This window comes from Desulfomarina sp. (assembly GCF_054039375.1).
Genome location: NZ_JBPLBA010000070.1, coordinates 1 through 14186, shown reverse-complemented (window position 1 = coordinate 14186; position 14186 = coordinate 1). Strand labels below are relative to the sequence as shown.

Here is a 14186-nt window from a genome sequence, read left to right as displayed (position 1 = left end):
TCCCTCGTTCTCCCCTGAATTATCCCAGACGGAACAATGCAATCAAGAAAGACCACAACCAATTACCAGAAACTTACCCAACCGATCGGGTCAAGAATAAGGAATACTTTTCTTTCAATAAAAAGTGTATGTGTTCGAGAATTTTTTTTCAAATATTTTTTTTAAAAAATATCAAGATGTTCTTTAATCGAATCAGCTCTTTCCAATATGGCACGCTAATAACCAGATTGTAATTCATATGCGGTAACAGTCCAGAGGTGCCATAGATTTTTGCAGGTTCTTTTTTCACTATAGCCCGCCTATACGGGCAAAAGAGCCCGTGAAAAGTGAGGCACCTGTGAGTAATTACGTTATATTCATTTTACAAATACTGTGCAGCATCCGGGTCAATTTCCCTTTCATGTACGCCAAGCAGGTAAAGAAGTCCATCAAGCCCCACCGTCGAAATGGCATTTCCGGCCCGCTCCCTGACAATGGGCTTGGCATGAAAAGCCACTCCCAGCCCGGCACTGCTGATCATGGGCAGGTCATTCGCCCCATCACCCACGGCAATTGTCTGCTCCAGAGTAATATTTTCCCGCTCAGCGATTTCCTTGAGCAACAGCGCCTTTTTCCGACCGTCTATAATTTCTCCTTGAACCTTACCCGTAACCTCACCATCACAGACATCAAGCTCATTGGCATAAAGATAGTCAAAACCCAGTTTTTCCTTTAAGTATTCGCCGACAAAAGTAAAACCACCGGAAAGTATAGCGAGTTTATACCCAAGCCCTTTTAAGGTTCTGCAGACCAGTTCAGCACCTTCTGAAAGCGGCAGGTCCGCGGCCAGTCCCTCCAGTTCAGATTCCTTGAGCCCCTTGAGCAGGGCAACACGTTTTCTGAAACTTTCCTGGAAATCGATCTCCCCCTGCATGGCGGATTCGGTGATCGCTGTTACTTCGTCCCCCACTCCTGCGAGAATTGCCAGCTCATCAATAACCTCGGCCTGGATCAGTGTTGAGTCCATGTCAAAAACGACAAGCCGTCGATTGCCACTGTAAATATTTTCCATATGAAAAGAAATATCGATACCATGATCCTGGGATATCTGCATAAACCTAGCACGCATCTCTTTAATATTATTAGGTTTTCCGCTAACAGCCATTTGAATGCTGGCCCGAAGCTTGTTCTGGGGTCTGACCAGGGAAATCCTGCCTGAAAGCCGGGTTATGGAGTCAATATTAAGATTATTTTCATAAATAACGGTAGCCACTCCGGCAATCTGCTTTGCCGTCAGTTTTTTTCCAAGCAGGGTAATGATCCGCCTCTCCTTGCCGCGCTCCTCAACCCATTTTTCATACTCGTCCCCCTCCACCGGTTTGATATCAATGGAGAGATCCATTTTATGGCCCGCATAGAGAATATCTTTGTATAGAGCTGCAAAATTTTCCTTTACCGGGATTTCCACCAGAATACCCAAAGAGATATGTTCATGGATAACCGCCTGGCCGATATCAAGAACACTGACATCATATTCTGCCAGAATGGTTGTGAATTTTGCATCCAGTCCCTTCCTGTCCCTGCCCGTGATATTTATCAGTACAATTTCGCTCATTATGCTTTTTCCGTAACAACCCAAAAGGTATTTGTAATTGGTCACAGGAGTAGCAACTCTGTGATTTTATAAGCTCTGAAGTGTAATTGCTTAACCATTTTGTCCCGAACCCTACCATTGCGGAAAAACAATCTGTTTATCCATATGATATTACAAGAATTATTCTTTCACAATAACATAACCCCGGGGGAAAAGCCCATTCTCTGATAAGCTCCTGAATAATCAATCCAGTGATCCCTCTGTTCCTTAAACTCGAACAAAATTTCTATTTTTTCAAGGTACCCTTAACATACTGATTCAAAAATAAATAATATTTTCTCATTTTCTGCAGGGCAGAATTATGGCTGTATAAAAAAATAATAATTATGCACAAAACTCAACCTGCAAGTTATGAGACTGGGGATGTTCCTGTTATATCAGGTGTATTTCCAATTCGGCTTAATTTCATGGATAATCAGCAAAGAAAATATCCGCCAGATATCAAAAAAAAATTTATCTGTCGTTATTTTTTGTTTATGATTCAGTTTCGGATAATTTTCAAGTCGTCCTGTTTGTCTTTCAGACCTGAATCCGTGAACGTTCGCAGGTGATTTTCCGCACCGGCCATGTTAAATATTTTAGCGGCATTTACAACATATTAATTTAATAATCGCAACTAGTTACTGATTCAGATCAAGATTTATTTTCTTCCATTAAAAAAAGGAGCAAAACATGAAGCGTGTCACCATCCTGTCACAGGCACTGGCAATTGTCTGTTTCCTGCTGTTACCCCTCACCAGTGGATTTGCCTCCCAGTCCTATCCCTTCGGTCTTCTGCTGGTCGGTCCTGCCAATGATCACGGCTGGAGCCAGGCCCATTTCGAGGCCGGCAGGGAACTGGAAAAAAAGCTGCCGAACGCCAGGATGATTTATATCGACAAGGTCAATCCCGTTGACCGTCCCGGCATTACTATCCCCATGCTGGTTGACGATCTTGTTTCCAAGGGAGCAAAACTGATCATAGGCAATTCCGACGACATGAAAGACGGCATGCGTGAAGCGGCAATCATGCACCCGGAAATCAACTTCATCCATGTCTCCGGTGATGATGTGCTGACGGGCAAGGCGACCCCCAACCTCAGCAACCTGATGGGACGGATGACCTACGGAAAAATGATGGCAGGATTCGTGGCGGCCATGACTTCACAAACCGGGAAAATCGGCTATCTTGGTCCCCTTATCAATGCGGAAACAAGGCGCCTGACCGCTGCAGCCTACCTCGGAGCCCGCTATGCCTGGACCCAGGTGCGAAAGAAAAAGGCATCAGACCTCAAATTCAAGGTTTCCTGGATCGGCTTCTGGTTCAATATTCCCGGTGTCACCTCCGACCCTACTCTGGTCACCAATAATTTTATTGATTCCGGCTATGACGTGGTTCTCTCCGGTATTGACACAACCGAGGCCCTGGTCGTGGCAGGACAGAAAAGAAAGGAGGGCAAAACAGTCTGGGCCATCCCTTATGATTACAAAGGTGCCTGTGCTTCTGCACCTGAAGCCTGTCTCGGTGTCCCCTATTTCAACTGGATCCCCGGCTATTCCGACATGATCGGCAAGGCAATGAGTGGCAAGTGGCAGCAGCAGTTTCTCTGGCTTGCTCCGGACTGGAAGGCTATCAACAACCCGGACACCTCCCCCGTGGGTTTTATGACCGGTAAGGCCATGTCCGTTGAAACGAAAACGGCCCTGGCCGATTTTCAGAAAGCATTGGGCAGTGGTAAGCTCAATCTCTTTACCGGACCACTCGCATACCAGGACGGCACCACCTTTCTGAAAGCGGGAGAACAGGCCACCGACGACCAGATCTGGAACCTGCCCCAGTTACTGAAGGGTATGGAGGGGGCCTCCAGATAAACCGAGGTTCACTGAAGTTGTCTTAAGGGTAAATTCATCAAACGTAATTGCTACTCCCGTGAGGAGTTACCATCAGACAGGCTCCGCTCCCGTTTCTTTTTCAATGAACGGGAGCGGTTTTTTTAATGATCGAGCTTAAAAAAATCAGTAAATACTTCGGCGGGGTACGTGCTCTGGACGATGTCTCTTTAGAGATCAGGAGCGGCTCAATCCATGGTATCATCGGTGAAAACGGGGCAGGAAAATCAACCCTGATGAAGATTCTCACCGGTTTCTACACCAGAAGCAGCGGGGAAATAATCCATAACGGGGATGCAGTAGAACTCCGTACTCCCAGGGATGCCCGGGAGTTGGGTTTCGGGATGCTTTACCAGGAGCCACTTGATTTTCAACAGCTCTCAGTTCTCGACAATTTCATGATGGGCAGTGACGGGTTTGATCCTCAGGAGGCCCGCCACATCCTCAGGGAACTCTGTAAAACATTCGGATTCTCCCTCCCACCTTCTTCAAAGCTGGAAGAACTTACGGTGGGAGAACGGCAACAGCTTGAACTTTTGCGGCTCATCCGGGACAAGGCGAACCTGCTGATTCTGGACGAACCCACCAGCGGAATTTCACAAAAACAGCAGGAAGTTCTTTTTCAGGCCCTGCGTACCCTCAGGAAAGACGGACTGGCGATCCTCCTCGTTTCCCATAAACTTGATGAAATCGAACAACTCTGCGATGAGGTCACGGTACTCCGCCACGGCAGGTTGGCTGGACAGCAGCAACACCCCTTTGACCGGGAAAAACTGCTCCAGGCCATGTTCGACTCCCTACCGGGAAAATTTAATTCAAGAACAGAGCGGAAAAAAGGAAGGACAGTTCTCGATTTTAAAGACGTCACTTCCACGGCAGGTCGCTCGGGGCTGCAGAGCATCACCCTGTCAATTCAGGCGGGAGAAGTAGTCGGTCTTGCCGGGGTGGACGGCAGCGGCCAATCCGCTTTTCTCAAAGCCTCCTTCGGTCTGCTTTCTCCTGAAATCGGTATCATTAACCGTTTCGGGGAAAAAGCCACTCTTCCCGACAGGAAAGATTATGGCCTTGCTACCTTTCTTCCCGCCGACAGGTTGGTGGAAGGGCTGTTTCCCGGAATGAGTATTCGCGAACACCATGTCCTTGCTGGCATAAAAGAGAGGATCATTACCGGAGAAAGCGGGCTTGCCAACACCGTGAAAGCCATTGAAACCTATAATATCAAAGGCAGGCCTGACACGGTCGTTGAAAACCTCTCTGGAGGGAACCTGCAGCGGCTGCTCCTCTCACTCATTCCCGAAAATGTCCGTCTGGTTCTCATGGAAAACCCCACAAGAGGACTGGATGTACAGTCTGCTGAATGGACCTGGCAATATCTGCACAGCCATCTCCCATCGGACACTACCATAATCTTTGCTTCCCCTGAACTTGAGGAGATCATGGAGCAGGCCACCAGGGTTCTTGTTTTTTATAACGGCTCAATTATCCTGGACAGTCCGGTTGATCAGACAGGCTACAACGAGATTTCAAGGGCCATTACCGGCCAAAAACCACTACGACTTAAGCCGAATTTCTCATGAACATCGCGTCAATTTCATTGAGCACGTTGTCAGCTCAGAAGATCAGAAGAACCGGCTGGTTTCTTACCATCACCGCTCTTGCCCTGGGAGCGGTAAGTCTCATGCTTGTACTGCTGGGTATTTCCCCCGGGACCATCTTCATCACCCTTGCCAGGGGAACACTCAGTTCCTGGCTGCGGTTCAGCCACGTGCTCTCCGTCTGGATCCCCCTTCTTCTCTGTTCCTGCGGTCTGCTTTTCACCTTCAGGGCGGGACTCTGGAATATCGGGATTGAGGGGCAGGTCATTCTCGGAGCTATCGGTTCAACACTGATCCTGAGACAACCGCTATCCATCCCTCCGGCTGCCGTGATCACCTTAGCTCTCATTGCCGGATTTCTAGCAGGTGGTCTCTGGGGAGCCTTTGCCGGAATCCTGAAAAACAGAGGTGGAGTAAATGAAATTTTTGGGGGCCTTGGTCTCAATTTCGTGGCCCAGGGAGGTATTCTCTGGCTTATCCTGGGCCCGTGGAAACGGGCGGGAATGGCTTCAATGAGTGGTACTGATCTCTTTCCCAGGGAGCTCTGGATGTATCTTCCCCAGGGCTGGCGGGTCCCGCCTGCGGCCCTCGTACTCGGCCTGCTTGCCTTTCTGCTCACCGCCTTTCTTCTCGGGGCAACGCGCTTCGGCCTGCGTGTCAAGGCAGCTGGTATCAACCCGAACGGCGCAAAATTATTCGGTATTCGCCCCGAACTGACCGGACTTTCCGCCATGTCCATCGGTGGTGGCCTTGCCGGCCTTGCCGGATCTGTTCAGGTTCTCTCCGTCTACCATCGGCTCATCCCTTCAATATCCAGCGGTTACGGCTATCTTGCTCTTCTTGTTGTCATGCTGGCCAATTACAGGACCCTGCCGGTTGCGCCAATCTGCCTGTTTTTTGCGGCGCTGGCAGCGGGCTCCATCCAGCTTCCCATCGTCCTGCAGATCGATTCATCCCTGTCCGGTGTAATACAGGGAGCGTGCGTTCTCAGCGCGCTCCTGGTGTACGGGATCAGGCAGCGGGGGAAAGAGCAATAATGGAACTCTCATTGGCATCACTTACCGCTTCTTTGATTATCATGGCTGCTCCTCTTGTCCTGGCAGCACTGGGAGAAACTCTGACGGAAAAAGCCGGTGTAGTCAATCTCTCCCTGGACGGCACCATCCTGCTCAGCGCCATGGCCGGCTTTGTTATCGGCAGCTGGAGTGGCTCGATTTTTCTTGGTTTTCTGGCTGCTGCCTGCACGGGCGCTGTCTCCGGCGCCATTCTTGCCACCATCAGCGTCAGACTCGGTCAGTCCCAGGTTGCCGTTGGTTTTGCTCTCACCTTTCTTTGCAGAGACCTGGCCTATTTTCTCGGAAATCCCTACTCCAGACAGCAGGGAGTTCAACTCGACAGCCTCCCCATCCCCGGCCTGTCGGAACTTCCCTTTTTCGGCAAGGCCTTTTTTTCTCACTCCCCCATAGTCTACCTCAGCCTGCTTGCCATCCCGACCTGTTATTATTTTCTTTACCATACAAGACAGGGACTCATACTGCGAAGTGTGGGAGAAAATCCCGAAGGATGCTGGGCCCGGGGTATTAATCCCCTGCGGGTACAGACAAACTACACTATCATCGGTTCCAGCATCGTCGGCCTGGCCGGAGGAGCCTTTTCCCTGGCCGTAAAACCTGGATGGGGACACCCCCAGGGATGTGAGGGAATCGGCTGGATCGCACTGGCACTCGTTATTTTCGGCAGCTGGAACCCGTTCCGGGTTGCCATAGGTGCTTATCTTTTCGGTCTCCTGCAGATACTCGGGATCACCTTCCAGGACATTTTTACAGCCGTCCCTCCCCAGGTATTCCAGGTGGCACCCTTTCCGCTGATGATTTTTACCCTGGTCCTGATCCATCTCGGCACCGGGCAGAGAAAAGGACATAAAAACCCCTTAAGTCGAATCATGGGATTTCTCGGGGGAACTCCACCAAGATGGCTGGGCAGAAACTACAGACAGTCCTGATGTAACTGCCCTGCAGCCTGTTCAATTTTCTGATTTCGTACACGACTCAGTCTGATAAAGCGTAACTCCTCACAGGGAATCGGATTTATTTTTTGTGCATTTGCAATAAACAAAAGAGCCCTTATAGTAGCTGAAAGAGTTCATGGGGAATTGCTCAGACCTAAATCCTGCACTTCAGAAAATGAAAAATATAATTATGGTTTGATTTCAATGTGTTATGATATATTTAACGAATTTGGCCATTCACTTTTTGAGTGAATGTAAATTTTTTCATTTTCTTTGCCCCGCGGGATTGGCAATTTTACCGAACCCGGAGTCTCGCAGGCTCGCTTACCTGCTTCGTTTTCAATGGCTTGAAGTATGCCAATACGTCAGCGCCATTGAACCTCGCATCTTCGGCAGGTAAGCGAAGACTCCGAACTTACCAATTGCAGGATTTAGGTCAGAGGTTATAGAATCATAGAGTTGTTACCCCTGTGAGGAATTACGTTTATGGATATAACCCGGACAATGAAGGATTTGGATTTTTTACTGATTCAAGATACCCTGGAGTAAAATTGAATTGACATTTCTCAATAATGCCGGATTCACACAAGAGAAAAACGGTGGAAGGAGCAGTGAGGAATCGTGAAAAAAGATATTCCCATAACAAAAAGACCGCTCTATTACTGGATCCTTAACAATTGTTATGGTCTGCAGCTTCTGCTGCTCATCCTGATCCTGGTCAGCCTCTTTTTCAGGGTTTTCCCCCTGGAAATGCAGAAACGCATAGTCAACGAGGCCATCAGCTACGGCGATCTCCACGCTCTCTTTCTCTATTGCGGCCTCTACATGGGAGCAATCCTTCTGGCCGGTCTGAGCAAATACGCCATCAACATGGTGCAGGTGATAATCGGCCAGAGAATTCTTATCAAACTGCGTACCGAACTCTATCTCCATATCCTTCACCTGCCCCTCAGGCTCTACCGCACTCTCCGACCCGGTTCAGCCATTTCCGCCATGACGGCAGAACTCAATGCCATCGGACTGTTTCTTGGAGAGGCTCTCGCTGTGCCTCTGACATCCATTCTCACCTATATCGTGGTTCTGGGATATATGTTTTCCCTGAATCGACTGTTGACTTTACTGACAATAGCCATCTACCCTGTGGAACTTATAGTTATTCCTCTGCTGCAGAAGCGGTTTAACAACTGGAACAGGAAAAGGATAAAAACAGTTCGCGCCATGAGCGACACAGTCAATGAGGCCATAAACGGCATCATCGAAATCCAGTCCTACAATGCCTATGACCATGAAAAGAACCGCCTTACCCGGTTAATAGACAAACTTTACAGAATTTCAATCAAGCTTCATCTTTATAAATTCGGCATCAAGTTTTCCGGTAACCTGTTCCAGGCCATTGGTCCCTTTCTCCTCTTTCTTGTCGGGGGAGTCCTGACAATCCGAGGTGAATTTGACCTGGGCGCACTCGTCGCCTTTCTGTCCGCCCACGAAAAACTGTACGATCCCTGGCAGGAACTGCGCCTCTTTTATCAGTCTTATCAGAATGCCATAATCCGCTACCAGCAGATTACAAACCTGTTCGATTACAGACCTGCACTGCCCGCACCATCAGCGGATCCAGAAACTTCTGCCAACGCTGCCTGCATAGAAACAAACCGTGTGTCTTATACCCTTCCAGGCAATATAACTCTCCTTCATGATATAGATATCACAATTAAAAAGGGAGAACACATTGCCCTTATAGGTCCTTCCGGATGCGGCAAATCAACCCTCGCCCTGGTGCTGGCAGGACTCCACTGTCCCACAGAGGGAACAGTCCGGATCAACGGTCGCGACCTGAGCAGTTGCAGCAGTGATTTCATCAGTGAAAACATTGCCATGGTCCCCCAGCATCCATTCATCTTTTCAGGAACTATTGGGGAAAATATCCTCTATGGTCTTGGGAAAACTGACCTGCATGAGTCTCTTTCTCCTGAAATCCGGGCCCGTATCCGGACAATCCTCCATGAAATCGGCCTGGAAAGGGACGTTCTCTGGTTCGGCATGAACTCGATTCTTCCCCCGGGAAAGGCCCATAAACTGAAAAATCATTTCCTGAAAATGCGCACCATTATCCGGGACAAACTGAAACAGGATTTCCAGGAAGTTGTGGAATTTTACGATCGCAATCGATTTCTGGAATTTGCCACACTGCGGGACAATCTTATTTTCGGTGAATCCATGAGCGGCAGGTACAGCACGGAAAATCTGCCTGAGAGCCCGGAATTCAGAGTACTTGTCCGGGAAATGGATCTTGAGGAAGACCTTCTCCGACTCGGTGCCGCCCTGGTCCGGGTAACCCTGGAAATGATCAAGGAAACTGATATTGATGAATTCTTTTTTCAACGTAACCCCATAAAACAGGATGAACTTCGTCAATATGAAGATATCATCAGGCGCCTGGACAGTGGAGTGAAGCTGACTGCTCCTGAAAAAAACAGGCTGATGAAAATCTCCCTGCGTTATATTCCGGCCAGACACGACCTGATAGCCCTGAGCCGGGAATTACGGCAGAAAATCCTCAAGGCCCGCTTCTATTTCCTCTCTGAAATACAGCATATCGACACCTCCCGCTGTGAGCTGGACGGAGACCAGATCACCCATGATGGAGAACTGAGAGATTTCAGTACCTACTGCCATGCCGCTTACCTGTACAACCGAAATATCCGCACCAATATTCTCCTTGGATCCACCAAAAAGACCAACGACGATATCATGCACCTGCGCGACCTTGCCTGGGATACCTTTCGACGGTATGGGCTCCTGGAGGAGATAATCGATATCGGTCTCGATTTCTTTGTGGGCAGCCAGGGCAGCCATCTTTCCGGTGGACAGAAACAGAAAGTGGCCATTGCCCGGGCCCTGCTGAAAAACACTCCAATCATCATCATGGATGAGGCAACCGCCAGCCTGGACAACACCTCACAGGCCCTCATTCAGGAATACCTCACATCATCTTTCAGATCAAAGAAAACCATTATCGCGGTCATCCACAGGCTCGACCTGACTCCATCGTATGACCGGATTCTCGTGATGGACAACGGCACAATAGTAGAAGACGGGGATTTCGATTCTCTTATTGAACACCGCGGTGTCTTTTACGAACTCTACCATCTCAATCACGCCTGAACCTGATATCCACCTGCCAATCTCCTTTTTCCCTGACAACCCCGGCTCTTCCCAGCTATTTAAGCATCTTCTTTATTTTTTATTTGCATATACACAATTAATAATTAACATATACACATAAAGTGATATACTGAAGGGAGAAGCACATGGATGTGCATAACAGGAGAAGTTGTTCAAAAATTCAATCTTTTTTCTGCAAGGAGAAAAAAATGCTATCGACAATGTGGAAGAAAAGGGCTGATCGATTCGTCTTCATTCTGCTGTTCCTTTTCAGCGGTCTGTTATTCATTCCACAGAACGCGAAAACCGAAACACTGGATGAACTGAAAGCAACCATTCAGCAAATGAAGGCCAACATGGAATTGCTTCAGGAAAAAGTTGCTGCCATGGAAAAAGCTCAACAGGAAAGAGAGAAAGCAGCTCCCCAGGCCAGTGAAAACGGGAGTTCACTCATACTTCCCAAAAACACCCAGGTGAAAATATATGGTTATGCGAAGCTTGATGCCATATACACCGACACGGACGGCGGCGGGAAATATGCTTATTCTCCCGGAGCCGTTCCTCTCGACTCCCAGCAGGATGCGTTACCAGACAATTCTTTTTTCATGCATGCGCGCCAGACCAGGCTCGGTATCGCCACCAGTACTCCCACCGATTACGGAATGTTCAAAACCAAAATAGAGGGTGACCTTTTTGGTGCCGGCGGTACGGAAACGTATTCCAATTCCTACGGACTGAGACTGAGACGGGCATACGGTGAACTCGGCAACCTCCTGGTCGGCCAGGAGTGGAGTACTTTTATTGACCTGGCTTCCTATGCGGAAACCGTTGATTTCGGAGGACCTGCAGGAAGTCTTTTCATCCGTCAGCCCCTGATCCGCTGGACCCAGCCCATGGGTTTCGGTTCCCTGCAGTTTGCCCTGGAAAACCCGGAAAGCACATTCACCTCAAAGGATGGCAGTGCTCCCACCGGCAGTGATGGAGAATATATTCCGGATATCATTGTCAGGGCCAATGTGGATACCGGTTTCGGTCATTTCTCTCTGGCGGCAATGGGGCGTCAGCTCATAATTGATAACGGTCTCTATGACGATGACACCTTTGGCGGGGCTGCCAGTTTTACCGCAGTTATTCCCACATTCAACAAGGATAAATTCCGTTTTCAGTTCAATTACGGTAATGCGCTCGGACGTTATATGGAAGCTGAATTTGCCGATGCCTTTATTAATCCGGTCACCAGGAAAATTGAGACGAATGTCCAGTTCGGTGGTCTTGTAGCCTATCAGCACTTCTGGACAGACAGCCTCCGTTCAACCCTGATCTATTCTTACGCAGAACGGGACAACGACCTGAAATATGTGGCTGACACCGTCGACAAAAGCTACCAGTCGGTCCACGCGAACCTGTTCTGGAGCCCGATCAAGCGTATCAATCTTGGTCTGGAATATATCTGGGCCATGAGAGAAGTGGAAAATGGAGAAGATGGAGATATGAACAGGCTCCAATTCGGTTTCCAATATCTTTTTTAGGATGACCTTGAACCGGACTGGCCGAACTGTTTGGTTCAGCTACTCATACCCTGTGGGTGCAAGACCAAATGAAAGTCCGACTGCGGCGAAACTACCTCCTGCACTGCGACTTTACGGCTGAATGTTTAGCAATAGCAGTTATTACCTCAATCAATTTATCCCTCTCCTGTTATTCTGAAAAACCCGGAGAAAATATCTCTCCAGGTTTTTTCAAAGCCTACTCTTTTTCCTTTTCCAGCAGATCATCACGCGTTGTATCCATCAGACTGTTGATCCGCCACAGGGCAACCTTGAAATACTCGTTTCGCCCGGAATATTTCAGTATATAGTTGTTTTCCTCCTTTTTGTCTTCGGCAAAACGATATTCCAGTGTGGAACCGTCCTTCATTTTCACGGTAACCAGAAGCACAGGCTGGTCAAGCTGCCAGGAAGAATCCTTCTTCCTGCCAAGAACACCGTCCACCTTCAGGTCGGCAAGGGTAGTCACAAGATTTGCCGCCACAGATTTTTTTGTTTTACCTTCCCCGCCATCTTTCAGGAGGAAATCATCTTTTTCCCTGACCAGGGTCAGGTTTTTTACCTGGAACTCCCTGGCTGAAGGTCTTTTCTCCGTGGCCGGCCTTTTCTCTTTGTTGAGACCGGACAATGGAATCCGGTCACGCCGGTTTATCTGCAGCTCGACGATCTCTTTTGAATCCAGTTTCAACAGAGAAGGTTCGAGCCATTTATCCGGGTCAACCGGAAAATCATAGGCGGCCAGACTGCCACGAAAAATATCACTGCTGCCATCCAGGCGAAGATAGGCGGACCTTGCCCCTGCGGAATCACCAAGAAAAATGATGGTTTCTTTCCCATTTTCCTGCAACACCAGTTTAACCTTGAACTGCTCATCCGCCACATGAAACCGCAGAGCGGCGGAAGCGGTTGTGGCGACAGGCCAGCCCGCCTTGATTGTAGCAATTTTCTCAAGCAATCCACTGATCCTTGAACCGTCAGCGGCCACTTCAAAATGATCAGGTAGAATCCAGCTTCCCTTTCTTTTTTCCAGGGTAACCTGTTTTTTATCGCCGTCCATAATGGTAATATGATCAACAGTTGCTGCGTTGAGAGAAACAAGAGGTTCTCCGACACCTGTATTCTCCCCGCCACCTGAATAACTGAAAATGACCAACACAACCTGCACCACGAGAATCGCAGTCAGCAGTGGTAGTAAACGTTTCATACCTACACCCTCCCGGAATCATCAAGTATGGCCTGAAAACGAAGCCGTGTGCGCCGGCGAAGCACCAGGCCCACGACCCAGATCAGAACCAGCCCAGCCAGGGCCAGTCCGTAGTTAAGATATTCAATCACCCTTCTCTCACCCGTCTGCAGCGGAAGCAGTATCCGGGAAAACCTGGTGTGACTGCGCATGGAGAGCAGTTCCCGATCCTCAAGAGACCAGTCTATGCAGTTGGCAACCAGCTGAAGGGGGGCCTCGTAGCTTGTTCCGTTGACACTGGAGCTCAACCCCATGGCAATATCGGACAGAAAGGTATTTGAGCCAAAGACAAAAAGACGGGAAGAGTCGGGAGAATGGTCAATGACCCTGTTGATTACAACCGGCTCATCTTTTTTGTCCTTTGTTTTCTTTTCCTGTTTTTCTTCACTCTTTTTTTCTTTTTTCAATGCTGCCAGCGGGGATGGTTTATCCTTGAACCAGGAGGTGAAACCTCCCTCCACCATGACCGCCAGAGGAGTCCGTCCGCGATGTTCACCGACCCGAAAACCCATCTCACCATATTGATCAAAATCGGGCTGGATGTTGAGGTTATCTGAGCGCCAGCTGTCAGGAGAACTGAACAGCAGTTCGCTCACCTTTCGCCGGCCGTTTTTCTCCCTGTCAACAATGACAGGAGATGCCCAGGACATCGTCAACTGCCGTATACCGGCAAGCAGGCCGCTGTCATCTTTCATACCGTCGGGGCGGATATCAACAAAGAGCGGGTAATTGACAAGCTGTGTTTCCTGAACAACGAAACCGCCGAGATTGCGCTTCCTGGGCACAGGAAACGGTGTGTTCTGCGGATCGAAAACCAGCTCCTTTTCAACCGTGATTCCGTTATGTTCAAGCCATTTCTCCAGACCACTGTTAACCTTCCTGACCTTCAATGCACCGTTCATTTCGATATCAGAGGAAGAGGTGGCCATGATAACGGTGCCGCCCTGCATCAGAAACTGGTCCACACCAAAGAGCTGTTTATCGTTGAGGGATTCCGGAGCCAGCAGCAGGAGGATATCAGCATTCTCAGGAACCATGCCCTTTTTCAGATCAGTCTCAATCACGTTAAAATCCTCCCCGAGATACCGGCGCAACTGCCGGAACTGCCTTTTCTGCTCCGGGGGGG

9 protein-coding genes are annotated in these 14186 nt (G+C 49.0%); 6 read left to right on the top strand and 3 right to left on the bottom strand.

Annotation, left to right across the window (positions count from 1 at the left end):
- Positions 1-361: 361 nt before the first annotated feature.
- Positions 362-1594, bottom strand: coding sequence for a phosphoserine phosphatase SerB (gene serB, locus ACXLDX_RS03995; protein ID WP_457575901.1), 1233 nt, complete (start codon positions 1592-1594; stop codon positions 362-364).
- A gap of 711 nt (positions 1595-2305) precedes the next feature.
- On the opposite strand from serB, the gene ACXLDX_RS03990 reads away from it, so the two are divergent.
- From ACXLDX_RS03990 to ACXLDX_RS03965, 6 genes are all read left to right on the top strand, one after another.
- Positions 2306-3484 carry a BMP family lipoprotein gene (locus tag ACXLDX_RS03990; protein WP_457575900.1) on the top strand — a complete coding sequence of 393 codons (1179 nt, stop codon included), beginning with the start codon at positions 2306-2308 and terminating at the stop codon, positions 3482-3484.
- A 125-nt stretch (positions 3485-3609) separates the two neighbouring features.
- A complete protein-coding gene (locus ACXLDX_RS03985) occupies positions 3610-5079 on the top strand; it encodes an ABC transporter ATP-binding protein (protein WP_457575899.1) in 1470 nt (489 codons plus the stop codon).
- Positions 5076-6134, top strand: a complete 1059-nt coding sequence (locus tag ACXLDX_RS03980) for an ABC transporter permease (protein WP_457575898.1) — start codon at positions 5076-5078, stop codon at positions 6132-6134. The genes ACXLDX_RS03985 and ACXLDX_RS03980 overlap by 4 nt, the downstream gene beginning before the upstream one ends.
- Positions 6134-7099 (top strand): ABC transporter permease, encoded by a 966-nt coding sequence (locus ACXLDX_RS03975; protein WP_457575897.1) that lies wholly within the window; start codon positions 6134-6136, stop codon positions 7097-7099. Before ACXLDX_RS03980 ends, ACXLDX_RS03975 begins: the two co-directional genes overlap by 1 nt.
- Positions 7100-7726: 627 nt before the next feature.
- Positions 7727-10270: an ABC transporter ATP-binding protein gene (locus ACXLDX_RS03970; RefSeq protein WP_457575896.1), complete on the top strand. Its 2544-nt coding sequence runs from the start codon at positions 7727-7729 to the stop codon at positions 10268-10270.
- Positions 10271-10479: 209 nt separating this feature from the next.
- Positions 10480-11799, top strand: coding sequence for a DcaP family trimeric outer membrane transporter (locus ACXLDX_RS03965; RefSeq protein WP_457575895.1), 1320 nt, complete (start codon positions 10480-10482; stop codon positions 11797-11799).
- Between the two features lie 217 nt (positions 11800-12016).
- On the opposite strand, the gene ACXLDX_RS03960 is transcribed toward ACXLDX_RS03965, so the two are convergent.
- Together ACXLDX_RS03960 and ACXLDX_RS03955 are read right to left on the bottom strand one after the other, a co-directional pair.
- A complete protein-coding gene (locus ACXLDX_RS03960) occupies positions 12017-13021 on the bottom strand; it encodes a DUF4340 domain-containing protein (protein WP_457575894.1) in 1005 nt (334 codons plus the stop codon).
- A gap of 2 nt (positions 13022-13023) precedes the next feature.
- Positions 13024-14186 (bottom strand): Gldg family protein (locus tag ACXLDX_RS03955; protein ID WP_457575893.1); only part of this gene is annotated, 1163 nt, incomplete at its 5' end.

Coding starts and splice junctions, on each gene's coding strand:
- serB (WP_457575901.1), bottom strand. CDS start 1,594: ATGAGCGAAATTGTACTGATAAATATCACGGGCAGGGACAGGAAGGGA.
- ACXLDX_RS03985 (WP_457575899.1), top strand. CDS start 3,610: ATGATCGAGCTTAAAAAAATCAGTAAATACTTCGGCGGGGTACGTGCT.
- ACXLDX_RS03980 (WP_457575898.1), top strand. CDS start 5,076: ATGAACATCGCGTCAATTTCATTGAGCACGTTGTCAGCTCAGAAGATC.
- ACXLDX_RS03975 (WP_457575897.1), top strand. CDS start 6,134: ATGGAACTCTCATTGGCATCACTTACCGCTTCTTTGATTATCATGGCT.
- ACXLDX_RS03990 (WP_457575900.1), top strand. CDS start 2,306: ATGAAGCGTGTCACCATCCTGTCACAGGCACTGGCAATTGTCTGTTTC.
- ACXLDX_RS03960 (WP_457575894.1), bottom strand. CDS start 13,021: ATGAAACGTTTACTACCACTGCTGACTGCGATTCTCGTGGTGCAGGTT.
- ACXLDX_RS03965 (WP_457575895.1), top strand. CDS start 10,480: ATGCTATCGACAATGTGGAAGAAAAGGGCTGATCGATTCGTCTTCATT.